The sequence below is a fragment of the Rahnella sp. PAMC25617 genome, from assembly GCF_050606005.1.
Classification (GTDB): Bacteria; Pseudomonadota; Gammaproteobacteria; order Enterobacterales; family Enterobacteriaceae; genus Rahnella; species Rahnella variigena.
Genome location: NZ_JBOCUM010000008.1, coordinates 103,833 through 127,225, shown reverse-complemented (window position 1 = coordinate 127,225; position 23,393 = coordinate 103,833). Strand labels below are relative to the sequence as shown.

Here is a 23,393-nt window from a genome sequence, read left to right as displayed (position 1 = left end):
TGTAGGACAGGATAATAACGAGAAAGTGTCCGGATGACGGGACGTTTTTTTGTGTCGAAATGCAAATGATTTCAGAACTGTCCGTTAGTGCAAACGCCCGTCGAAATTTCTTCTAGCCTTATAGTTCACTCATTTTTCAAATAAGGAATGTTGATGAGCAATCAAAAAACGATTCCCGACTCACTCAATGCGCCACATGTGGACGCTTTCCCGACACCGCCGTTCGAACGCCAGAAACAACCGTTTCCCGGACTCGCCAGCAAAATGAAACCGGTTCCCGATCACGGCGAGAAGACCTATAAAGGCAGCGGGCGGCTGAAAGGGCGTAAAGCGCTGATCACCGGCGGTGATTCCGGCATAGGCCGCGCAGTGGCGATTGCGTTCGCCAGAGAAGGTGCCCAAGTGGCGATCAATTATCTGCCTGACGAAGAACCTGATGCGAAAGAAGTAGTTGAATTGCTTGCAGGTGAAGGGCTGAAAGTGGTGACGCTTCCGGGCGACATCCGCGATGAAAAATTCTGTCAGCAACTGGTGAACGACGCTGCAGAAAAACTCGGAGGGCTGGATTTGCTGGTCAATAATGCCGGTCGCCAGCAGTTCTGCGATTCGATTAAAGATCTGACCACCGAAGCGTTTGATGCCACCTTCAAAACCAACGTTTATGCCATGTTCTGGATAACCAAAGCAGCACTGGAATTTATCCCGCGCGGCGGTTCGATTATCAACACGTCCTCGGTTCAGGCATTTTTACCAAGCGATAATCTGCTCGATTATTCTCAGACCAAGGCGTCTATCGTGGCGTTCACCAAAGGTCTGGCTAAACAACTGGCGCCTGAGGGCATCCGCGTGAATTCAGTTGCGCCGGGCCCGTACTGGACGGCGTTGCAGGTTTGCGGCGGTCAGCCTCAGGAAAAAGTCGAATCGTTCGGTGAACAGGCTCCGCTGAAGCGTCCGGGACAACCTGCGGAAATCGCGGGAATGTATGTGACGCTGGCTTCGCAGGAAAGCAGCTACGCCTCTGGCCAGGTCTGGTGCTCAGACGGCGGAACCGGCACGTTATAGTTTTCATTCGCTGCGATGACAGAAAAAGTCACCGGCGTCTGCCGGTGACGTCGTAGTTTGATGGGAGCAATCTGCGGATTATTCCTATTTGTCATCACGCAAGCAAAGTCGCCTCGCGGACAATGTAAAGGAAGCTATGATTGATTCATCTGTACCACGCTACAGATAACCACTGCATTTAATCCTTGTGTCTGTCTGTGATTGCCCGCCGTCGTGCGGGCTTTTTTTGTGGGGTTTCTGACCAGTTAACGAAAAAAAGCCACTTTCCGTTTGAAAACCCTGAGTTTTACTATGGACAATGAGAATTATCTAATTATGCTATATTTAACTTAAATATTTATTCTTATTGCCGGACCCGTCACATGCCAGATATCAGGATTGTCTGCGAACAATGCGGCTCAGACCGCTTCGTCGCCAGCGCAAATACACCTTTCGCTGAACAGGTGAATGCTATTATCTGCGCAGTCTGTTCGCATCCGGTCAGGGTGGATGAAGTCGTCATTTTCAGAGAAGGGACCTATATCAGCGGGATCTACGACAACTTCCCCGCTGGCATACCACGAATGAATGATTTCGATATCTGACGTTATAATCCCCGTGCGGCCCATTCCTCCGGCGTCAGCGTTTTGACATCAAACTGGTCACGTGTGCGGGTGTAAGTGTGACCGCCCATTCTTCCGATAGCATCCATTATCTGCTGGTCGATGTGCAGATTCGACGGGTCAACCGCATCGCTGCGGACATACACACCAAGCACTTCACCGAGAATAATTTCACGCGCCGGTCCCACCTGAAGTGTGGTGTGACGACGGCATTCCAGCGCCGCCGGTGCCGCGAGAATGCGGGGACTTCTGACCATCAGCCCTGGCGTGGTATCCAGCCCCGCTTCTTTAAGTTCATCTACCTCCGGTCCGAATTTAATGGCACAGATTTCCATCTGACTGACCAGTGCGTCATCGACGATATGAACCGTAAATTCGCCGGTTTCACGGATATTGCGCGCGGTATCTTTAAAACGCATATCGGAATAATTTTCTACGCCTATCGCCACAATCGCGGGGTCATGCGTCAGGACATTAAAAAAACTGAAGGGCCCGGCATTCGGTATGCCGTCCTGGCTGACGGTCGTGACCAGCGCGACAGGACGTGGGATTACCGTGCCGATCAGGATTTTGTACCGCTCACGTTCCGTCAGCCGTGCAAAATCAAAATGAGTGTGCGAAGAAGGTCGGGTCATATCAGTTTCCTGCCGTAACGCGATGGGTTTCAAGTGGCGTGTGGCGGCTCAGATTTTCAAAACCGTCTTTAGTGACAACGTAACAATCACCGATATTACAACCCGCGGACAGCGGCTCAAGCCACTGTGTATGCAGGACAAACACCATGCCTTCTTCCAGTGTGTCGTAATTATGCGACGAAATATTAAAGCTGTTCTGCGCACCGGCCATGCCGACGGAATGCCCGAGATTGGGATTGTGCGGGCCATGCGTCGCCGGATAAACATGCATCAGCTTGCGCCCCTGTGCTTCCCAGTCGATATCCTGCACATACTGATGAGGTATCAGCCGCGCGTTGCCATCCGGCATCGGTGCCCAGTTATAGGGCATGGTTCGCGCCTCCGGTGAGGTCAACATGCCGCGCTCAATCAGCGGACCGAAGGCGGCATTGTTGATATCACGCATTAATGCACCAGGACGGATCAGCTTTTCAGCACGTTTCACACCTTCGGTACAGGCGGCGAGTACGTCTTCCTGATGCGGTGTGATGTCGCCGACCGCAATCATTCTGGCCGTTTGCGCGGTATAACCCCGGCATGTCACGTTGGAAATATACAAATTGATCAGATCGCCCGGACGGACAACATGGCCGTAAGGTTTGCCGCAATGCGTGCCAAATTCGTTGATACCAATCTGATACCCGTCGCCGGTTTCACCTCCGGCTGCCAGCTGAGCAAAAGAAAACGCCGCATAAATTTCATGATCTGTCACACCCGGTCTGGCGACATGGTAGGCGGCCTGTGTCCCGAGGCTGATCATCTGCGCCGCGCCACGGAATAACGCAATCTCCCGCGGTGAACGGACTTTTTGCAGACGATCCAGAATGGCGTTATCGGCCACGTATTTGCATTTTGGCGTCAGCGATCCGAGTGCCGCCCAGAAGGTCAGGGAGGTACGGTCACCGATTATGCCAATCTGCGCGGCGGTCAGTGCGAAACGGGCAAGTACCTGCGCACATTTTTCCGCTGTTTTAATCACTGAATCGCCCGGACGGTCGGCGTACTCGCGCCCGATTGGCCCGATTTGCCAGATTTCATCCACCAGCACCGGTTCGCCACCCGGCGGCAGCAGCACGGATTGCGTGAAGAACGAGAGCAATACCAGCGGCTGATGCGAATCCGTGGGGATGATCAACACACCTTCGCGCATCCAGTCGCAGATATAACGCAGATACGCATTCGACGCATGGAACCAGCCGACGCTGCCGGCGTGAACCACGATAGCGTCGTGTCCGGCTTCGACCGCCTGACGGCGGATTTTACGCAGACGTTCTTCGAACTCTTCCACTGGCAGAGGAAGCGGGGCGGTGAAATCGAAATCTGGCTGAAAATCCGCCAGCAACTGTCCGATGCGGGAGCCATTGGCCATCGTCGCATGAGTGTTCATAGGGTCTTCCTTACATCAAAAAAAGAGTCAGTGAGTTATGAGTTTTCAGGGGCAGGACGCGGTGCCAGAACCCGACGGGCAACCAGCAGGCCGAGTAATGTGACGGCGATGAGGATCCCGGAAATAGCCGCCACACGCACATCCAGCGATTCTTCAATCAGCGCAAACATGCGCAGAGGCAGTACCGTGGTTTTAGCGTCCGCAAGGAACAGCGAAACCGACACATTGTCGAGCGACTGGATAAACACCAGGAACGCGCCGGCCAGGATCCCCGGCAGCAACAGCGGTAACGTGACGCGGCGCAGCGTCATAAACCAGCTGGCACCCATGGTGGTAGAGGCTTCTGCCAGCGAAGGGTTGATCCCCTGCGCAACTACCGACGCCGCGCGGTACATCAGCGGGCCAAATACCACTACATGCCCGATCACCGTAAGCCACAGCGACGGCTGAAAGCCGATGAAGTTCGCCACAATCAGCGCCGCCAGCCCGTAAACCAGACTCGGCAATACCAGTGGCGCGAGCAGCAGCGGCTCGATAGTGCTGACGCTGCGGCGCTTCATACGGGTCATGCCGATAGTGGCGGGAACCGCGAACAGCAAGGCACCAAGCACGGCCAGACCGGCGATTTTCAGCGAGTTCCACGCTGCGGTCTGCTCTGTGGCAGAACGCACCGGATCCAGCAACGCTTCGTACCAGCGCAATGAAAAGCCCTGCGGCGGGTATTTCAGCGTCTGGCCGGAGGTAAACGACATCATCAGCGCGATGACAATCGGTGCCACCAGATAGATGACGCACAGCGTGCCGAAGCCATACACGAACAGTTTGTAGAGCAGCGCCGGAAGCGGATTTTCTCGTGTTTTAAGCATGACCGACCAGTCTCCTGTGGCGTGAAATCATGGTGAGCGCCACCAGCAGGCAGCCCGTGGAGAGCAACAGAACCACGGCGATGGCCGAGGCCAGCGGCCAGTCGAACAGCGTACCGACTTCACGGTAAATCAGCTGCGGGACGTATACATTTCGCGCGCCGCCGATCACTGCCTGAGTGACGAAAGAGCTGCTGGTGCTGGCAAAAACCAGGATCCAGCCCGCCAGCAGACCCGGCAACATCAGCGGCAGCAGCACGGTCACCAGAATGCGCCACGGCCCGGCACCTGATACCTGCGCCGCTTCGGTAAGCTGATACGGCGTACGGGAGAGAATGGCAATCAGCGGCAAAATGATCAGCGGCAGATCAATCTGACACATCGCCATTACCAGCCCGAGTTCGGTAAACATCAGGCTGACCGGCATACCGGTAATGCCCATCGCCATCAGCGCCTCGCTGATCGGCCCCTGACGCCCGAGGATCACAATCCAGGCAAACGTGCGCACCACGTTGCTGGTCAGCATCGGAATGAGGGTCAGGAAAATCAGGATCTGCCGCAGATTGCGTCCGCCATGCCAGTAAAGCAGGGCAATCGGAATGCCCAGCAGAGTGGTGCCGATAACCGTTTCGATACCGAGCCGCGCAGTGTTGACCAGTACGCGGAAATTAAACGCATCCCCGAAGAAACGGGCGTAATGATCCAGCGTCATTCCGCCGTTGCCGGTAAAGCTGAAACCGACCAGCACGGCGAGTGGCGTCGCGAAAAATGCCACGGAAAGCAATAACATCGGTACGACGTAAGGGAAGCCGCTCTGCTTCATCATTCCACCTCAGCCTGCAACCAGTGTGTCGAACTGGCGGATCCAGGCATCACGGTTTTTGTTAATTTCTGCCCAGTCCGGATAGACCAGGGTTTTAAGCTGTTCGCGGGTGACATAGGCGGAAATCGCCGGGGTCAGTGCCACGTTTTTGTTGGTCGGGAACATCTCGGTCGGCGGCTGTTCCAGTTGCTGCTGTGCAGACTGGGAAATGGCGGCATCCATATAGGCGTAGGCGGCGTCGAGATTTTTGCTGCCTTTGGTCAGATGAATATTGACCGGCGCGGCCGGAGAGCCGGTTTCCGGATGCACGAATTCCGCATTCAGGCCGAGGCTTTTCAGGCGCGCCACGTTGCTGGTGCTGCACATGAACACCGCGATTTCGCCCTGCTGGAACAGCGTCATCTGATGGTTGGTGCTGTCCACCACGCCTTTGAGTTGCTCAGGATGTTCCTTGAAAAGCTTAAACACGGCGGCCATATCCGCAGGCCCATTGCCGTAAATTTTGGCGATTTCGGTGTAGGCCATCACGGCGGTATTCGAGGCAAAACCGGTCCAGGACACCAGCCCTTTGTAAGCCGGATTCTCAAACAAATCGCGATACCCTTTTGGTCGCGGCACCAGATCCGGGTTATAGGCGATACCGTTCACTTCCACGGTTACGGTCGGGCCGTATTCGCCCTGGAAGGACGGATCGAGCAGGTCCCAGTTTTTCAGTCTGGACGGGTCAATTTTCTGGATAAGATCGTTCTGAACCGCAATCGTCATTTGCCCCGGTGACATCAGCAAGGTGTCATAAGGCGGATTCCCTGGGCTGGCCATGATTTTTGCCAGCTGATCCTGCGCCATGGCAGGTGCGATGGTCAGGTCAAAGCCTTGTTTTTTCAGTACCGGTGTAAGAACGTTGCGATAGGCATCTTCCCAGTTTCCGGGGAAGGTGGCCGCGACTGCACTGCCGCCGGTAGCTGCACTCGCAGCGCGTAACGGAAAAGGCAGCATTGTGGAGGCCGCAACGCCCGCCATGAGATAACCGAACCGGCGACGACTGATTTCAAAGTCTTTCATAAAGCTCACCTCTGTTTATTCACTGATGAATTCCGGTTCAGCCGGAAAGGCATGACACCTTGCGGTATCGATTTCTGCGAAAAGTTGTGACCCTGGTTCAGGGATGAACGTCGACGGACCTCTGACTTCGGACGCGCGCAGGCTGGTTCCGTCTTCCAGAATCAGGTCGTGAACCAGCGAGGGGCCGAGCGGCACCGAGACGGTCATCCGTGCGGGTTGGGTGTTTTCACCCGGCAGCGCGGATAAACGCACTTCTTCCGGACGGAAGGTAATGGTGACACGAGAACCCAGAGTGAAATTCAGACGGCGCGGCAGGCGAAGCTGCCGGTTATCCGCCAGGCCGATGACTGTGGTGTCGAGTTCAAAACGCAGCACCGTACCGTGCAGCAAATTGGCCTGCCCGATGAAAGTGTTCACGAACAGTGTCTTCGGACGGTCATACACGGTCATCGGCGTATCAATTTGTTCGACGTTGCCTTTGTTCATCAGCACCAGACGGTTTGCCAGACTTTGCGCTTCTTCCTGATCGTGAGTGACGATCAACGTGGTGATGCCGAGCGTTTTTTGCAGATGCAACAGCTCCACCTGAAGATCGAAACGCAATGCACGATCCAGCGCGCCAAAAGGCTCATCGAGCAGCAGAAGTGAAGGACGACCGGCGATAGCACGGGCGACGGCGACACGCTGTTGCTGTCCGCCGGATAGTTCGCGCGGCAGCCGGTTGCCGAAATCATTCAGCCTGACCAGGGACAGCATTTCTTCCACACGCTGCTTACGGGCGGCACGGGAAATCTGCTGACAGGCCAGCGGATAGGCGATGTTCTCGGCAACAGTCAGGTGCGGGAATAACGCATAGTTCTGGAACACCATACCGATCCCCCGGCCTCTGGCTGACACATCGGCCAGATCCTGATCACCGAGCACGATCTTGCCGTTCTTCGGCTGGATCAGACCGGCGATAGCCCGCAGCACGGTGGATTTGCCACAGCCACTCGGCCCCAGCAACGCCACAATCTCGCCTGCTTCTATTGAAAATGACACATCACTGATGGCGTTCTTTCCACCGTAACTGTGAGTCAGGCCGTGAACGTTCAGGCGTTTGCTTTCAGTGGTGTTTTGCATGTCTGGCATATGGCTTCCCGGATCTGAGTCGTGTGCTTGAAAAGAAATAGCAAACGGCGTGCCAGAATCGAATGCGCCCATGAGGTTAAAATTCAACCCATTGAAAAACAGACGTTAAATAGCAATTTCGACTTGCGCATACAGATGTTTATAAAAATAAAGCGTGATATTCGTATGTTTAATCACCCTGCTGTTACGCCATGATGGTGCATTGTGTTAACCATTTTGGTGCGAATGTTGTTATTTTAATTCGCAATAACCTTCGAAAATGGTTGCGAATATATGGAGTTGATTTTAAATGTATGATATTTCGGATTTTTTAGGCTTGCCCCGCCGTGCTCCTCTGTCATGGCATGTGATTTGCACTGTCTACGATGAATCTTTAATTCCTCTTTTGGCAGCCACAAGCTGCGGAGTCATTTATGAAATTAGGCATCGACGGACAGAAACTCCCTGAAGTTAAGAAACGCGGACCGCTGGGCAGCCTCGACCATGTCAGGGAACTGGGTCTGGAAGGGATATTTTTCAGTACCGTACTGGATATGAGCCCGACACTGGATGCGGGAATGCTGCGGGAAATCCGGGCTAAAGCGGACGAATTAGGTCTTTATCTGGAAAGTGGTCTGGGGAAAATCAATCCTTATTGCAGCGCAGAAGCCCCGGAATTACGGGCGATTGGCGATGGCGACATTATTGCGGGTTTCATACGAATGATCGAAGCCAGCGCAGCGATAGGTTGCCGCGAGATGTGGGTATCACCCGGTAATTTTAAAGGCGAGTATCGCGGACGTCTGGCAGTCGATCGTTTTCGAACCGATGTCACCTGGGACGAACAGTTGCAGGCTATGGGCAACGTGCTGCAAAAACTGGCGCCGGTGGCGCGCGCGCATGGCGTACATATGAATATTGAGACGCATGACGAAATCACGTCTTTTGAAATCCTGCGTCTGATTGAAAGAGTGGGTGAAGACTGTGTCGGCGCGGTGCTGGATACCGCCAATATGTTGCAGCGCGGTGAGCATCCGGTGATGGCGGCGCAGCGGCTGGCGCCTTATATCCGGCAGACGCACATTAAAGATGCCTGGGTCGGTCGCGCGCCCGGCGGTCTGGATTTCCAGCCCCGTGCCTGCGGTCAGGGTGTGGTGGATTTTGCGGCGATTTTACCGATACTCGCTAAGGCCAATCCTGACCTGAATCTGTCGCTGGAAATTAATCAGTCAACCGACGACAAACGCCGCCAGCCTAATCCGCGCCAGTGTATTCAGATTGATGATCCGGTCTGGCGTGCCGGTCATCCGGATCTGAATACGACGGAGCTTGAACTCTATTTTGCCATGCTTGATGAAGGCGAAAAGCGCGTTGCTTCAGGTGAAATCCCGGACTGGGAAGGATTTGAAAGTGCGCAGTACGGTTATCCAACCTATGAAAATCAGTCTTACGGCTTTGATGCAGCGACGCGGTTTATTCAGGACTCTGCACGCCATATCCGCGCTATCTGCGAACAGAAAGGCATAATATTAGCCTGAAGCCTGGGGATTAAGAGGTTCTGTGCAAATATTGCCACAAGCTTATTCAGCATTTGCGCAGAAACATTCTTAACGAGATACTTAAACCCGCAATGACCGGAGCGCCTTTGTCCGGCATAAGATATGACTGAGCGTAAATCTGGAGACAACAATAATGAAGAAAACGCGCGCGCAAAGCGCCAGGACAGCGCCGGTCGCGGCCAGTACGGCCGATAATAACGACGATGTTTCCGAGCGGATCCGTGCCACGCTGGCGGCGGCGATTGGTGAAGGGGCGTTAAAACCGGGCACCAAAATTCTCGAAGAGGCGATTGCCGAACATTTTGGTGTCAGCCGCACGGTGGTGCGTGGCGCGCTGGGCGTACTGGAAAGCGACCATCTGCTTGAGCGCAAAAGAAATCGTGGCACGTTTGTCGCAGAACCCGGTATTGAGCAGGCCAGAAACCTGTTTGAAGCACGGCGTAAAATTGAAGCCCTGCTGCTGGAGCTGGTGGTGGAAAGGGCGACTTCCGAACAGCTGGAAGCACTGGAAAAGCTGGCGGATGAGGAAGAGCACATCCATCATCATGGCGATGAAAAATCGAAAACCGTGCTTTCCGGCAAATTCCACATCGTGCTGGCGGAAATCGCCGGGAATCCTGTGCTGACCGAAATGCTGGCGAAGATTGTCGCGCGGCTCTCGCTGGTGATGTCTTTGTATGAAGAAGAGCATAAGGACGATTGCGGTGCGGATCATCACCGAATGATTGTGGCGGCCATCAAAGAGAAAGACCTGACCAAAGCGCAGCAGCTGATGGACCACCATCTTGCCGACATCGAAGGGCGCGTGCGCTTAACCGAAGGCCACGGCGACCGGCATACGTTTCTGTCTGTTCTGGAAAATTTCTCGTGATGAAACCGTCCGCTTAGCGGCATTCATTCCGGCAGCATTCTTCAACTTTACTAATCTATTACAGGTAGCCCTGTCGGCTGTCGCGCCATTTCTGGCGCTGACAGCTTTGGATTAGTCAAAGGAGAAGGACATGCAAACGCATTCGAATTCGACGCGCCGTGGAATTGCCACGGCGTTGTACGAACTGTTAAACCCCATTCCTCTTGGTTTTTTTGTCGCCGCCTGGATTTTCGACATTCTCTATATGAAAACCTTTATCACCATGTGGACCGATGCGGCGAACTGGTTGATTGTACTGGGGCTTTTCATCGCTGTTATTCCTCGTCTTATCAATCTGGTCCAGGTCTGGACAGGTCCTGAATCTATCGCTGACAGCGCGCGTAAACTGCACTTTTGGCTGAACCTGCTGGCAATCGTGCTGGCGATTTTCAATGCCTTTATTCACAGCCGTGATGCTTATGCGGTTGTCCCGGCGGGCGTCATTCTTTCGACGCTGGTGGTGGTGCTTTTGCTTCTGGCCAATGTCCAGCTGGCATTACGCCTTCCGGTTGCAGGAGGGGCGATACGATGAAAAATTATCAACGTTTATTGTCCGCCTGTGTGCTTGCCGGGCTGCTCAGCAGCTGTGATAACAGTTCGCAAATTGATCCGAAAAAACAAACCGGGGCAGATCCTGAACTGCCAAAAGCGCAGAATTTCCTGATGCCGCCAATGAAAGTGCCGGAAGGTATTCCCTGGAAAAGCGGCGAAATGCCGAAAGTTGCCGACGGACTGAAAATCGAGAAAATCGCTGAAGGGTTGAAACATCCCCGTCAGGTTTACGTGCTGCCCAATAACGATGTGCTGGTGGCGGAATCGAATGGTCCGGCCAAAAAACTCATCTTCCGTCCGAAAGAGCTGATTATGGGCATGGTGCAGAAGTCTTCAGGTAAAGGCGGCGAGGGCGGCAACCGCATTACGTTGCTGCGTAATACCGGCGGCAAATGGGAGAAACATACGTTTATCGCACAGGTAAACTCTCCCTTTGGCATTCAGCTGACCGGAAACACGCTGTGGATTGCGAGCGCCGACAGCCTGATAAAATATCCCTATCAGACAGGTGAAACAGAGATTACCGCGCCTGGTGAAGTGGTGACGCAGTTGCCGGGCGGTCCGATTAACCATCACTGGACGAAATCCCTGCTGGCCAGTCCGGATGGCAGCAAACTGTACGTCGGCGTCGGTTCGAACAGTAATATCACCGAGAATGGCATCGGGGCAGAAGACCGGCGTGCGGCGATACTGGAAGTGGATGCTGCAACCGGGGCCAGCCGCATTTTTGCCAGCGGATTACGCAATCCGACCGGCCTGCAATGGGAACCGCAGAGTGGGAAACTCTGGGCGGTGGTGAATGAGCGCGATGAAATTGGCTCTGATCTGGTACCGGATTACATGACGTCGGTACAGGAGCACGGTTTCTACGGCTGGCCATACAGTTATTACGGCCAGCACGTTGATGAACGGGTCAAACCTCCGCGTCCGGATCTGGTAGAGAAAGCGATCAAGCCTGATTATGCCATCAGCTCACACGTCGCGCCCCTTGGATTGCTGTTCTATACCGGCGAAAACATGCCGCAATATCGCGATGGTGCCTTCGTCAGCGAGCACGGCAGCTGGAACCGTAAACCGCTGAACGGCTATCAGGTGATGTGGGTGAAATTCGAAAAGGGTAAACCGGTGGGGCTGCCGCAACCTGTGGTGACGGGTTTCCTGACTGACGATCAAAAACAAGTTCGCGGTCTTCCTGTCGGGCTGGCGATGGACAAACAGGGCGGCGTACTGATCGCCGACGATGCGGGCAACGTCGTCTGGCGGGTAAGTAAGGCGCAGTAACATCCTGCTCAGGAATGCGGGCAGGAAGCCTGCATTCCTTCATCCAAACTTCCCATTCTCCCTAAACTCAAATTAATAATTTGTTACGCAATAAAAATGAACCTTCTCGCGACAATACCAATGCTAATAATTACTATTCCCGTTCTCATTGCGATCTGTTCTTGTAAAAATAAAAAATAGAAACAGCGTCGCGTCATCAAAAAATTCTACGAGAATGCGTTATGTCCTTTACTGGCAGGGGAAAAGTCGCGGAGTTTTGCGCACCGGATATAAGAAAAGTCTTTACCGTTTCATCACTGGCGCTGGCTATTGTTGTGGCGATCAATCCCGTCTGGGCGGCTGAAACCAGCAGCACGGCTAATGCTGCAACGTCAGGTGACTCGCAGGATATGGTGATCGAAGGCTCACCGACCGTCGCCGGCAGTGACGCGCAGGATTACGCGGTTAAAACGACGACCGCCGGCACCAAAATGAACCTGACCCCGCGCGATATTCCGCAATCGGTCAGCGTGATCACCCGTCAGCGTATGCAGGATCAGAACCTGCAATCGGTCGGCGATGTGCTCGACAACACCACGGGCATCTCCACGGAAGTGATCGACAGCGAACGCGTGTCCTATTTCTCCCGTGGCTTTTACATCAACAATTACACCTATGACGATATTCCTTCGTCCGTCAGCGACACCTGGAACTTTGGCGATGCAGCTGAAGACACGGCGATTTATGACCGTATCGAAGTGGTGCGTGGCGCAACCGGTCTGATGACCGGCGCAGGTAATCCGGCAGCGTCGGTGAACATGGTGCGTAAGCACGCCGACAGCAAAGAATTTACCGGTAATATCAGCGCCAGTTATGGCAGCTGGAACAAGCAACGTTATGTGCTGGATGCTTCCGGCCCGCTGAATCAGGAAGGTTCAGTGCGCGGACGGGTCGTGGCGGGCTATCAGGATCAGGACAGCTGGCTGGATCGTTATCACAAGCGTAAAAAATTCCTCTACGGCGTGATCGATGCCGATGTCACTGACAACACCACGGTATCTCTGGGGTACGATTATCAGGAAACCAACACCGGCAATCCGACCTGGGGCGGTTTGCCGACCTGGTATACGGACGGTTCGCGTACGCATTATGACCGCAGCACTAATACCTCCGCTGACTGGACAAATTACGCCATTCAGTCGCGTAAAGTGTTCGCCAACGTGAAACACGATTTTGATAACGGCTGGACATGGCGGGTTAACGGCACGCATGGCGAGCAAACCTTCAATGATAAGCTGCTGTATCTGATGGATTTCCCGGATCACACCACTGGCGAAGGGCTGAGCGGTTTTGGCAGTAAAGACCGTGGCACGCGCAAAGTGGATTCGGTGGATACCTATGCCACCGGGCCGTTTGAACTGTTTGGTCGTCAGCATCAGATGGTTGCTGGTCTCAGCTATAGCCGCCAGCATAACCAGACTTACAGTGCGGATGGATCCATTGACAGCGACGCCATTGGCAGCTTTGGCAATAGCTGGGACGGCAGCGTCAGCGAGCCGGAGTGGGGCGACTGGTACCTGAACGCCGACGATGTGGTTCGTCAGAAAGCGGGCTATTTCGCCACACGCTTTTCGCTGGCTGATCCGCTTTCACTGATCGTCGGTGCGCGTTACACCGAATGGACCAGCAATGGCAGCAGCGGCAACATGCAGAAGAACAACATAACGCCATACGGCGGGCTGGTGTATGACATCAATGACACCTGGTCGGCCTACGCCAGCTACACCTCAATCTTCCAGCCGCAGACAGACCGCGATATCAACGGGCATTATCTGTCACCGACTACAGGTAAAAACTACGAAACTGGCCTGAAATCGGCGTGGATGGACGGTCGTCTTAACGCCTCGCTGGCGGTGTTCCGCATTGAACAGGATAATGTCGCGCAGGCCGATGGCAGCAATTACGTCAACGGTTCCAGCGAGCAGGCGTACGTCGCGGCAAATGGCACAGTGAGCAAAGGGGCGGAGTTTGAGCTGAGCGGCGCTGTCACCGACAATCTGCAAATGACCTTCGGTGCGACGCGTTATGTGGCGAAAGACGATACCGGCAGCCGCCTGAACAGCAACATGCCACAGACCCAGCTGAAACTGTTCAGCCGTTACCAGTTGCCGATGATGCCTGATCTGACGGTCGGCGGCGGCGTTAACTGGCAAAACCGCACCTTCCAGGATGCAACCGGGCCAGACGGCGAGACCCATCGTGTATCGCAGGGCAGCACGGCGATTGTCGATCTGTTCACCCGTTATCAGGTGACAAAACAGTTGTCGGTTCAGGCCAACATCAACAACCTGTTTGACCGCACCTATTACTCGTGGCTCAGTGATTACGCTGTTTACGGCGAACCGCGCAGTGTGTCGGTCAGCGCGAATTATGCGTTCTGATGTGATGCGATAAAGACTATCAGGGCAGCATCGGGATTTCCGGCGCTGCCTTTTTTATGCCTGGTTCAGGTAAAACGTCGGATTTTTGTACAGGGGATGTGAAGGATGCGAGACTTATTACAACTCAGTCAGACGCTGAACGTTCAGGCTTTCCAGTTTACCGTTCAGGATATCGAGAAAATCATCGTGGTAAGGCATTGCCACGTGTTTTTTCAAATCTTCTTCAGACTTCCAGCGTTCAATAAAGACGAATGAGACTTTGCCTTTATTTTCGAGGTTACGCACATCGGGTACAGCATGACTTTCATGCAGATCATATTGCAGGCATCCTGCTTCTTGATGAGTTGGAGAAACCATTGCCAATGCGGCATCTCTTACCGTTTCGATGAATTCGGGCAAAGGGGTCAGTGTGGCAACAATTTTTACTTCGCTCATAGGGAGGCCTTTGGTTGTCAGTTATTTATACTGGATTTACACAATCCGGATGCGGATTATTCAAGGTAGTTATGAATTGGGCATTGTGCCAGCCAATATGACAGAATCAATACTGAATGAGTCAACATGCGACGGGGGGATGGGGTATGAATGATGAACGCATTGATCAATGCATTCAATTTAACATAATCATGATTATGCGCACCGAGTGTGTAAGTCCCATTTGATAATGTCACTTTGGAGATGCGGAGATTTCCCGAAATCCCGGTAGATAAAGTCCTGACTATACTTACCCAATCCGACTCCGATGCGTTTTCCGGATTGTCGTATCCGTTTAGTCCGCGCTGTTATCTGGAGCCATGAGCATGACGGAAATCGGATTTGCTTTGATGGTGTTTACCCTGCTGCTGGCCGCCACAATGGTCGGAATGATTGTCAGGCCATTATTGCCTGAAGAACATAAGGCGCATGAAACCGTGCAACTGATGCAGCTGGTCATTGGTATGCTGCTGACGTTCGCCGCGCTGGTTCTCAGTCTGATGACGGCGTCCGCGAAAAGCAACTTCGATACACTGACCAATGATTTTCGCAATTACGCCGCCGATCTCATTCAGCTCGATGTCACGCTACGCGATTATGGCCCGGAGACTGACAGCGCACGTTTAAACCTTCGGCTTTACACGGCGGCTGCCATTGCCAGTACCTGGCCCGCCGACGCAAAACCAGCTGACACTGCTGTGCAGAAAACAGCACGGCCTGAAAATATACAGGACCGGTTAGAGGATTATCGTCTTGGCGAAATGCTCAATTCAACTCAGCGGCAAGTGCGCGAGTTACCGGCGCAGGACCCGTTGCAGAAAAGAGTCATGGAAGTGGCACTCAGTCAGTTTGACAGGCTGATCCAGGCTCGCTGGAAGCTGATTGAAGTCTCGCACAGCTCTATGTCACAGCCCTTTTTTGCCATGCTAACGTTCTGGCTGATGATCATCTTTCTAAGCTTTGGTCTGATTGCCCCGCGTAATGCGCTGGCGATTGTCACCATCACCCTTGGCGCGCTGTCCATCGCTTCCGCTATTTACGTGATTGTCGATCTGGATTCACCTTTTACCGGTCCGATCATGATTTCCAGCCAGCCCATGCAGGAAGCTTTGCAGCATTTAAGCCGCTGAAAATCAGATTTTTTCCTGATTAACCCGTTCGGACAGTTCCTGATGGCTTTCTTTCCTTTCGCTGTAGCGGTCGGCCAGATAAGCGGAATGCCCTTTCAGAAGCAATGTGATTTTGAACAACTCCTCGGTGACATCCACAATCCGGTCGTACCAGGCCGAAGGTTTCATGCGCCCTTCATCGTCAAATTCCTGCCATGCCTTGGGCACTGATGACTGATTGGGAATAGTGAACATCCGCATCCAGCGGCCCAGTATCCGCATCTGATTTACCGTATTAAATGATTGCGACCCGCCGCTTACCTGCATCACCGCCAGCGTCTTGCCCTGCGACGGTCGCACCGCGCCATCACTTAGCGGTATCCGGGGTCCCCTTGGAAAACGGAAATTATCCTACGCTAAGACTAACCGACGACTTTATGACGAAATTTTGCTTATATTAGAAAGGGGGATGCTGTTTTATGATCTGATGATTCATGCCCTTGTCTGCAAACACAAATCGATCCTGAAACGGAAACGATACCTCCCTTTAAGGCACTAAGATAAGCGCCTGTTCAAAACATTCTTTCACTACCATCGCAATTCACAATATTAATGAATGTCATTCATAGTCCCTATCATCCCACCTGTGATTATCCGCATGAACAAACCCGTTAACATGCCCCTTATCTCTTCATGTCCAACGGATCCCCATGCTTAATCAACAGGCACAAACACAGTCAGCTACAGCTAAAAAAACCGGTCTCTCGTTTCTGCTCATACTCAGCGCCCTGATGGCTGTTACCTCTTTATCAACCGACATTTATCTTCCGGCTATGCCCGTCATGGCGAAAGATTTACAGGGTGATGCAGAGCTGACAATCACAGGGTTCCTTATCGGCTTTTGCGTTGCACAACTGATTTGGGGGCCGATTAGCGATCGTTATGGGCGTCGACTGCCGCTGTTTATCGGTTTAGGTCTATTCATCATCGGTTCGGTGGGCTGCGCGTTATCAACGGATATCGTGCAAATTGTCTTCTGGCGTGTTTTTCAGGCGTTAGGTGCCTGTACCGGGCCGATGCTGGCTCGAGCAATGATCCGTGACTTGTTTAGTCGTACTCGTGCAGCACAAATGCTTTCGACTCTGATGATCATCATGGCTATCGCGCCGATTGCCGGGCCCCTGATCGGCGGGCAGATAATTAAAGTCACCTCGTGGCATGCCATTTTCTGGCTGCTGGCGATTATCGGAACATTAATGCTGATGTCTTTATTCTGGTTACCCGAAACATTACCTGCTGAAAAACGCTCGCAAGCCTCCGTAACCAGAGCCTTTCAAAACTACTATGCTTTGCTAACTAACGCTAAATACATGCGGTTTACGCTATGCCTGACGTTCTACTACGTTGCAGCCTACGCCTTTATCACCGGTTCCCCGTTTGTGTACATCACGTACTTCGGCGTTGATCCGCAGCACTACGGTTGGCTGTTTGCAGTAAACATTGTGGGATTAATGGCTGTGAGTATGGTCAACAGACGTCTGGTTCACCGCTATCCACTGGAAGCGTTGCTCAGGAATGCCGTATTCATCGCCACTATTGCCGCAATAGTGCTGGCGGTCACCACCGGCATGGGTGTAGGTGGAATTACCGTGATTGTCGGCGCTGTGTTCGTATTCTTCTCCATGAATGGCATCATCGCGGCGACATCCACGGCTTGCGCATTAGATGCAGTGCCAAATGTGGCTGGCTCCGCATCGGCGCTAATGGGGGCATTACAATACGGCAGCGGCATCATCTCTTCACTTCTTCTTGCCCTGTTCAGTGATGGCACACCATGGACGATGGGATGGATAATTGCGTTGTTTACAGCAGCCAGCGCCCTGATGGCATTGACCGTTCAGCTAAAAAAATAAAACGTCGTTATTGATGCCAGACGACACTTTCGTCCAGAGATACCCGCCCTTCCCTGTAACTTAGGGAGGGATGCGTTTCATCTGGGATCCCAAAAGAAATACCGTAAAGCAGCCTGAAGCCCTCAGGAACATTTAATATTCGACGCACCGTTTGGGCAAAATAACTCAGCACTGCCTGTGGAACGCCTGCGTAACCGCGAGCTGCCAGAGAAAGCAGGAATGTCTGCGCATACATACCGGCGTCCGAGGCTACGCGAACGTTGTCCCCTACAGCAGGAATGAACAGCAGGGCAACATGAGGCGCGCCGAAAAATCTCACATTACGCTCGACAACTTCTGAGCGACTTAAGTTATCCCCCCGCGCAACGCCCAGTGCCTGATAGTACGAGCGCCCCTGTTCCGAAGCCCGTTGCCTGAATGGCTCGGGATAAGCTTCTTTATCAAACGTAAAATCAAGGCTGTAGTTTCCAGCCCTCAGATCTTCCGTCAGTGCGTGGCTTAATTCACGAAGTTTATCTCCTGCAACGATATGCAGGGACCAGGGTTGAGTATTGCAGTTGGATGGTGCGCATTGCGCTTCGAGCAAAATGTCTTTGAGGATATCGCTGGGGATGGGAGATGGAAGAAAGGCTCTTGCCGAGTACCTGTTTTTTACTACCTCACTAAATGTTGGCTCTTGCGTACTCATTTGCTTCTCCGCCTGAAAGTAATTTTAAGTGAATGATTCACTCTCTCCCGAGCCATCCTGTCACATCAGGCTCATCGTTTTCATTCCCGGTTCCAGATTAGGTCTATGAATTCCATTCATAGCGCCTATTTAAGCAGCGTAATTATCTTTAACCGCAACTTCGTTAATCTGGGTCTATCGTGTGAACACGCAAGCGGAAAGTGGCTACAGCTGATGGACACACCCCAGCCTGCGCGGCTGGGGCGTCGTTGGAGGCTAACTAAATATTCTTATCGAAGAAGACGTCTAACTTTTGCATTGCCTGGTCAACGTATTTTGGCACCCAATACGTCTCGATATGGGTAGCGCCATCGATCAGGAAGAGTTCTTTGTCCTTCGTACCTGTGGCTTTCGCGAACGCATCTTCAGTCATATAGAGCGTATCCGCTTTTGTACCGGCAATCATCAGCAGCGGTTTATTGATGAGATTGATATGGTCCGTTACGTCAAAGCTCATCAAGTCTAACAGGCTGCCTGTAGTGTATTTAAACGTAGAGTTCGGATGGGCGTGGGTTTTCCAGTAATACTCGTAGCCCTGGCGATACAAGGAAAAAGGTAATTTAGCAATCTGTTCATCAGTCAGGTTGGCATCACCAGAGTAAAGCACTTCTCCTCCGGCGGCTTCCTGAGCACGTGCGTCAGAAGCCTGCTGAAGACGCTTCTGGACAGTATCCAGCTGTGAATCCTGCATACCGTTGCGGCGCACAAGGCCTGAATTAAACATGCTGATGGTGGCTATCGATTTGAACCGCTTGTCAGTTTCGGCAGCAACGAGTGAATAACCGCCGCCACCGCAAATGCCCAGCAGACCAAGGCGTGCGGTATCTACGCCAGGATACTGGCTGATGTAGTCAGCCATGCCGTGGACATCCTCAATACGGTTAGCCGGTTTATCCACGCTGCGAGGCATCCCACCGCTGGCGCCCTGATAAGCCGCGTCGGCGGTAATCGTGATGTAGCCCTGTTCGGCAAGACGCTGGGCATACAAACCCGCGACCTGCTCTTTTACGCCGCCATTCGGATGTGCAACCACCACCGCAGGGTATTTTTTGGCGGGATCGTAGTCAGCAGGGGTATAGACATTCGCCGCAATCTGGATGCCATGCAGATCGTATTTCACCGGATGAATGTTGACCTTGCCTTTGACATTCTCAGTAATGGCATCGTCATAGACGAGTGTGAATGGATTTTTTTTGTAATCAGCCGCATTGACTGAGGTGGCTCCGGCCATTGCCGTGATTAGCATTGCACTGATAAGCGTAAATTTCATGGTCTCTCCCGATGAGTGTTGGCCTGGTTATGCAGGCTCGCGGAATCAAATTTGCAGGCTCAGAGTAGTCAGAGAGGGCTGTCAGCATCGTGACGGGGAAATAACATTTTCGTCAGGAAAGGGACTGAGATGGGTAAGTGTTTCTGACAACGCTGTCAGGTAACTGTCAGCTTTATGTTGGCAATCAGGAGGCAGAATGGTCTCGCTTAAATGAGATTCATGTTCAATTTTCTGAGAAACGGAGCGATCAATGAAAAGCCAGAATGCCCCAACAATGCCAGAGCGGCGCAAGCTATTAGTCGCCGGGGCCGGTATTGCCGCCGCCTCGCTGATTCCGCACGTATCAGCGGCGAGCCAATCCTCTCAGGTCGATTCATCCAGACAACCCAGCCAACGCAATGCTGCTCCGGGCAAGCGTAAACTCGGGAAGCTGGAAGTTTCTGCCGTCGGTCTGGGCGTGCAGAACATGAGTCGTAAATACGACACCTCCGTTCCCTGGCGTCCCGAGATGATCAATGTTATCCACCGGGCATTTGATGAAGGGGTAACGTTCTTTGACGCTGCTGAAGCCTACGGCCCGTTTGAAGTCGAAAAAATTCTCGGGGAAGGCGTCGCCCCGTTCAGGGACAAAATCGTTATCGCCACTAAGTTTGGCTGGAACATTGACCAACAGACGGGTAAGCGTCTGCCGGGCCTTAACAGCAGACCTGAGCATATCAGGCAGGTCGTCGACAATATGCTCAAACGCCTGCGTACCGATCGTATCGACTTACTGTATCAACACCGGGTTGATCCACAGATCCCGATCGAAGATGTCGCCGGTGTGGTGAAAGATTTAATGGATCAAGGGAAAGTCCTGCACTGGGGTCTGTCTGAAATGGGCATCAACACGTTGAGACGCGCTCATGCAGCATTACCCGTTACCGCCGTACAAAGTGAATACTCCATGCTCTGGCGTGGCCCTGAAAAGCAGGTATTTCCGGTGTGTGAAGAGCTGGGCATTGGGTTCGTGCCATGGAGCCCACTCGGCGTGCAATTTTTAACGGGCTGGATTGATGAGAATACCCGGTTCGCTGCCGGTGATTTCCGCGCGACAGAAACGCGTTTCTCGCCTGAAAACTTGCCACACAACTTACAGCTGGTTGAACTACTGAAATCCTGGGCAATACGAAAAAATGCCGCACCGGGACAGATTGCACTGGCATGGCTCCTGGCGCGTAAACCCTGGATTGTTCCCATCCCTGGCACCACCAATAAAGACCATATGCTGCAAAACACAACAGCTACTGGCGTGTCGCTGACAGCCATAGAGATGACCGAGCTCACCCGCTCACTGGATGCCATCACTATCCAGGGGCAACGTCTGCCGGATGCTGTTCAGGTGTATTCCGATGTTGAAGCACCATTGAAAAGTTAAGAGGATGTCCCGTTATGCGCCTGTTGTTAGTCGAAGATGAAGAAAAAACGTCAACCTATCTCAACCGTGCGTTGAGTGAGTCCGGGTTTACGGTCGATGTCTCTGCGGATGGCGCTGAAGGTCTTCATTACGCGCTGGAGTTCGACTACGACGCGATAATACTGGACGTGATGTTGCCGGGGATGGACGGCTACCGGGTACTTGAGGGTGTGCGGGCAGCCAAACAGACGCCGGTGCTGATGCTCTCTGCACGGGGATCAGTCGACGAGCGCGTTAAAGGACTTCGTCTTGGCGCGGATGATTATCTGCCCAAGCCCTTTTCCCTTATTGAACTTGTGGCGCGTATTCAGGCGCTGGTGCGTCGCCGCGCTACGGATGGCGCAGACATCACCCAGCTGCAAATTCACGACCTGCATCTCGACTTACTGGCTCGCCGGGTATTTCGCGACGGAACGCGACTGGAACTGACCGCAAAAGAGTTTTCCCTGTTAAGCCTTCTGGCCCGGCATCAGGGGGAGATTTTGTCAAAAATGATGATTGCGGAGCAGATATGGGACATGAATTTTGACAGCGATGCCAACGTGGTTGAAGTCGCCATTAAACGACTTCGAGCCAAGGTGGATGCCCCGTTCGATATCAAACTACTGCATACCGTTCGTGGCATGGGGTATGTCCTCGAAGTCCGGTCCGCATAAATGAAGGGGATAAGCATGCCTAAGCGTTCCATCTCCGTCCACCTGGCGCTGATGTTTGCCTTATCCGCGCTGCTGATTGTCTCCGTTATCGGCATCCTGCTCAGAAGCTCCTTACATGACTCTTTGCAAAAGCAGATGCATAACGAACTGCTGTTCCGGGAATCATTGATGAGTCCGTGGATCACCGCACGAACCTCGGCGGACGGCTGGTCACTGCTTGCCAATAAATTCACCGTGTTAACCAATTCTGAAGGTGAGCGCGTTCGCTACTGGATTGTGAGTGATAACCCACGCTTCAGCATGGGGGGAACACCACCGGTGGGTGTACAGTGGTCTTCTTTGCAGGAGGGCTTTAATAAAGTGCCCGGTGCATCGGAAGGCGCATGCTCGCTGTTTCTGTTAGTCAAAACCATCCCCGCGAACGGAGAAAGACCTGAGCTGCGCTATGTGGTTGCCATCGACTCCACGCCGTACATGGGCACGCTCGATGCGTTCACGCGTACACTGCTGATCATTACTGCACTGGGCGTCGTGATTGTCGCCTTGCTGGGATACATCGTATCAAGGATCGGTCTTCGTCCCGTTGGGGCGCTCAGTAAACAGGCCCAGCAACTCGCTCCCGGGGACTCTGGTCAGCGCCTGAATACCGAAGCATTACCTGACGAATTACAGCAGTTAGCATCATCTTTTAATGGCGTGCTGGAACGGCAAGAGGTCGCCTGGAGGCAGCTCGAAAGCTTTAATGCCGATGTTGCGCATGAACTCCGTACACCGCTGACTAACCTGATTGGTCAGACACAACTGGGGCTCTCACGCCGACGTTCACAAGATGAACTGGAAGAGTTACTGGGTTCTAATCTGGAAGAGCTTGAACGTATGACGTCGATCGTAAACGACATGCTGTTCCTGTCCCATGCCCATGCGGGTGAGCATGCGTCCCAGCTTACCCAAGTGTCCCTGCGGGAAGAAACCCTGAAAACAGCGGATTATGTTGAACCCTCTTTTGCTGAAAAACAGCTCTCTATGGATGTTGAGGGCGACGTCACCGCGCACATCGACCGGCGACTGTTCCACCGCTCACTGGCTAATTTACTGGAAAATAGCGCAAGACATTCCCCCTCCAACAGCACGGTTACGGTACGGTTAAGCGAAACCGGTCATCAGGCCTGTGTTGAAGTTTCAAACCTTGGCGAACCGATATCGCCAGAGCACTTACACCGGCTTTTCGAGCGGTTCTATCGCGTTGACACCTCCCGGGCTAGGAGTGATACCCATCATGGGCTGGGCCTGTCGATCGTACGTGCCGTTGCCATTATGCACCGGGGAGATGTCTTTGCCCGTAGCGAAGGTGGCATCAATACATTTGGCCTCACCTTTGCGATACAAGCGGATAAAGCGGCGGGTAATGCTCACTCCGACACTGAGCCGGGACCAGGGTTAACTGACAGAATTGTCAGGGGGGCGTCAGCCTGACGTCATCACC

At 53.1% G+C, this 23,393-nt stretch carries 21 protein-coding genes and 1 pseudogene; 12 read left to right on the top strand and 10 right to left on the bottom strand.

Going from position 1 to position 23,393, the window contains the following annotated elements; all coding sequences use genetic code 11:
* Nucleotides 1-153 precede the first annotated feature (153 nt).
* Nucleotides 154-1,062, top strand: a complete 909-nt coding sequence (locus ACM615_RS11995; RefSeq protein WP_113877334.1) for an SDR family oxidoreductase — start codon at nucleotides 154-156, stop codon at nucleotides 1,060-1,062.
* A gap of 362 nt (nucleotides 1,063-1,424) precedes the next feature.
* Nucleotides 1,425-1,646 (top strand): hypothetical protein, encoded by a 222-nt coding sequence (locus ACM615_RS11990; protein WP_112286628.1) that lies wholly within the window; start codon nucleotides 1,425-1,427, stop codon nucleotides 1,644-1,646.
* A gap of 2 nt (nucleotides 1,647-1,648) precedes the next feature.
* Here ACM615_RS11990 and ACM615_RS11985 read toward each other — a convergent pair whose 3' ends face one another.
* From ACM615_RS11985 to ACM615_RS11960, 6 genes are read right to left on the bottom strand one after another with little or no spacing between them, the layout of a single operon-like run.
* A complete protein-coding gene (locus ACM615_RS11985; protein WP_129640012.1) occupies nucleotides 1,649-2,299 on the bottom strand; it encodes a flavin reductase family protein in 651 nt (216 codons plus the stop codon).
* 1 nt (nucleotide 2,300) lies between these two features.
* A complete protein-coding gene (locus tag ACM615_RS11980; protein WP_132964214.1) occupies nucleotides 2,301-3,725 on the bottom strand; it encodes a M24 family metallopeptidase in 1,425 nt (474 codons plus the stop codon).
* Between the two features lie 35 nt (nucleotides 3,726-3,760).
* Entirely contained in the window at nucleotides 3,761-4,591 is an 831-nt protein-coding gene (locus ACM615_RS11975) for an ABC transporter permease (RefSeq protein WP_113877337.1), read from the bottom strand.
* Complete coding sequence (locus ACM615_RS11970) at nucleotides 4,584-5,414, bottom strand: ABC transporter permease (protein ID WP_181955523.1); 831 nt, start codon at nucleotides 5,412-5,414, stop codon at nucleotides 4,584-4,586. Before ACM615_RS11970 ends, ACM615_RS11975 begins: the two co-directional genes overlap by 8 nt.
* Nucleotides 5,415-5,420: 6 nt before the next feature.
* Nucleotides 5,421-6,473 carry an extracellular solute-binding protein gene (locus ACM615_RS11965; protein WP_431011952.1) on the bottom strand — a complete coding sequence of 351 codons (1,053 nt, stop codon included), beginning with the start codon at nucleotides 6,471-6,473 and terminating at the stop codon, nucleotides 5,421-5,423.
* A 15-nt stretch (nucleotides 6,474-6,488) separates the two neighbouring features.
* Complete coding sequence (locus ACM615_RS11960; protein WP_113877339.1) at nucleotides 6,489-7,604, bottom strand: ABC transporter ATP-binding protein; 1,116 nt, start codon at nucleotides 7,602-7,604, stop codon at nucleotides 6,489-6,491.
* Between the two features lie 413 nt (nucleotides 7,605-8,017).
* On the opposite strand from ACM615_RS11960, the gene ACM615_RS11955 reads away from it, so the two are divergent.
* The 5 genes from ACM615_RS11955 (at nucleotide 8,018) to fhuE (ending at nucleotide 14,305) form a co-directional block, all read left to right on the top strand.
* Complete coding sequence (locus ACM615_RS11955) at nucleotides 8,018-9,121, top strand: sugar phosphate isomerase/epimerase family protein (RefSeq protein ID WP_431011951.1); 1,104 nt, start codon at nucleotides 8,018-8,020, stop codon at nucleotides 9,119-9,121.
* Between the two features lie 154 nt (nucleotides 9,122-9,275).
* Nucleotides 9,276-10,013 (top strand): GntR family transcriptional regulator, encoded by a 738-nt coding sequence (locus tag ACM615_RS11950; RefSeq protein WP_431011950.1) that lies wholly within the window; start codon nucleotides 9,276-9,278, stop codon nucleotides 10,011-10,013.
* A gap of 130 nt (nucleotides 10,014-10,143) precedes the next feature.
* Nucleotides 10,144-10,584, top strand: a complete 441-nt coding sequence (locus ACM615_RS11945) for a DUF2231 domain-containing protein (RefSeq protein WP_129640018.1) — start codon at nucleotides 10,144-10,146, stop codon at nucleotides 10,582-10,584.
* Entirely contained in the window at nucleotides 10,581-11,885 is a 1,305-nt protein-coding gene (locus ACM615_RS11940) for a PQQ-dependent sugar dehydrogenase (protein ID WP_129640019.1), read from the top strand. The genes ACM615_RS11945 and ACM615_RS11940 overlap by 4 nt, the downstream gene beginning before the upstream one ends.
* 221 nt (nucleotides 11,886-12,106) lie before the next feature.
* On the top strand, nucleotides 12,107-14,305 hold the full coding sequence (gene fhuE / locus ACM615_RS11935) for a ferric-rhodotorulic acid/ferric-coprogen receptor FhuE (protein ID WP_129640020.1): 2,199 nt from the start codon (nucleotides 12,107-12,109) through the stop codon (nucleotides 14,303-14,305).
* Between the two features lie 117 nt (nucleotides 14,306-14,422).
* On the opposite strand, the gene ACM615_RS11930 is transcribed toward fhuE, so the two are convergent.
* Nucleotides 14,423-14,740, bottom strand: a complete 318-nt coding sequence (locus ACM615_RS11930) for a putative quinol monooxygenase (protein ID WP_129640021.1) — start codon at nucleotides 14,738-14,740, stop codon at nucleotides 14,423-14,425.
* Between the two features lie 365 nt (nucleotides 14,741-15,105).
* Here ACM615_RS11930 and ACM615_RS11925 point away from each other — a divergent pair, with 365 nt between their 5' ends.
* Entirely contained in the window at nucleotides 15,106-15,909 is an 804-nt protein-coding gene (locus tag ACM615_RS11925; protein ID WP_132964204.1) for a DUF4239 domain-containing protein, read from the top strand.
* 3 nt (nucleotides 15,910-15,912) lie between these two features.
* Here ACM615_RS11925 and ACM615_RS11920 read toward each other — a convergent pair.
* A pseudogene (locus ACM615_RS11920) lies at nucleotides 15,913-16,269 on the bottom strand (NAD(P)H-dependent oxidoreductase); the annotation flags it as partial.
* Nucleotides 16,270-16,598: 329 nt separating this feature from the next.
* Between ACM615_RS11920 and ACM615_RS11915 the strand changes: the two are divergent.
* Nucleotides 16,599-17,801 carry a multidrug effflux MFS transporter gene (locus ACM615_RS11915; protein WP_431011949.1) on the top strand — a complete coding sequence of 401 codons (1,203 nt, stop codon included), beginning with the start codon at nucleotides 16,599-16,601 and terminating at the stop codon, nucleotides 17,799-17,801.
* Between the two features lie 7 nt (nucleotides 17,802-17,808).
* Here ACM615_RS11915 and ACM615_RS11910 read toward each other — a convergent pair whose 3' ends face one another.
* Together ACM615_RS11910 and ACM615_RS11905 are read right to left on the bottom strand one after the other, a co-directional pair.
* Entirely contained in the window at nucleotides 17,809-18,489 is a 681-nt protein-coding gene (locus ACM615_RS11910) for a nitroreductase (RefSeq protein WP_133632139.1), read from the bottom strand.
* A 259-nt stretch (nucleotides 18,490-18,748) separates the two neighbouring features.
* Entirely contained in the window at nucleotides 18,749-19,798 is a 1,050-nt protein-coding gene (locus ACM615_RS11905) for an alpha/beta hydrolase (RefSeq protein ID WP_431011948.1), read from the bottom strand.
* A gap of 250 nt (nucleotides 19,799-20,048) precedes the next feature.
* Here ACM615_RS11905 and ACM615_RS11900 point away from each other — a divergent pair, with 250 nt between their 5' ends.
* Genes ACM615_RS11900 through ACM615_RS11890 form a run of 3 tightly spaced genes read left to right on the top strand, consistent with a single transcriptional unit; the run spans nucleotide 20,049 to nucleotide 23,383 of the window.
* Nucleotides 20,049-21,215: an aldo/keto reductase gene (locus ACM615_RS11900; protein WP_181955592.1), complete on the top strand. Its 1,167-nt coding sequence runs from the start codon at nucleotides 20,049-20,051 to the stop codon at nucleotides 21,213-21,215.
* A 14-nt stretch (nucleotides 21,216-21,229) separates the two neighbouring features.
* Entirely contained in the window at nucleotides 21,230-21,910 is a 681-nt protein-coding gene (locus ACM615_RS11895; protein WP_034950016.1) for a heavy metal response regulator transcription factor, read from the top strand.
* Nucleotides 21,911-21,925: 15 nt separating this feature from the next.
* On the top strand, nucleotides 21,926-23,383 hold the full coding sequence (locus ACM615_RS11890) for a heavy metal sensor histidine kinase (RefSeq protein WP_034950019.1): 1,458 nt from the start codon (nucleotides 21,926-21,928) through the stop codon (nucleotides 23,381-23,383).
* Nucleotides 23,384-23,393: the final 10 nt, after the last annotated feature.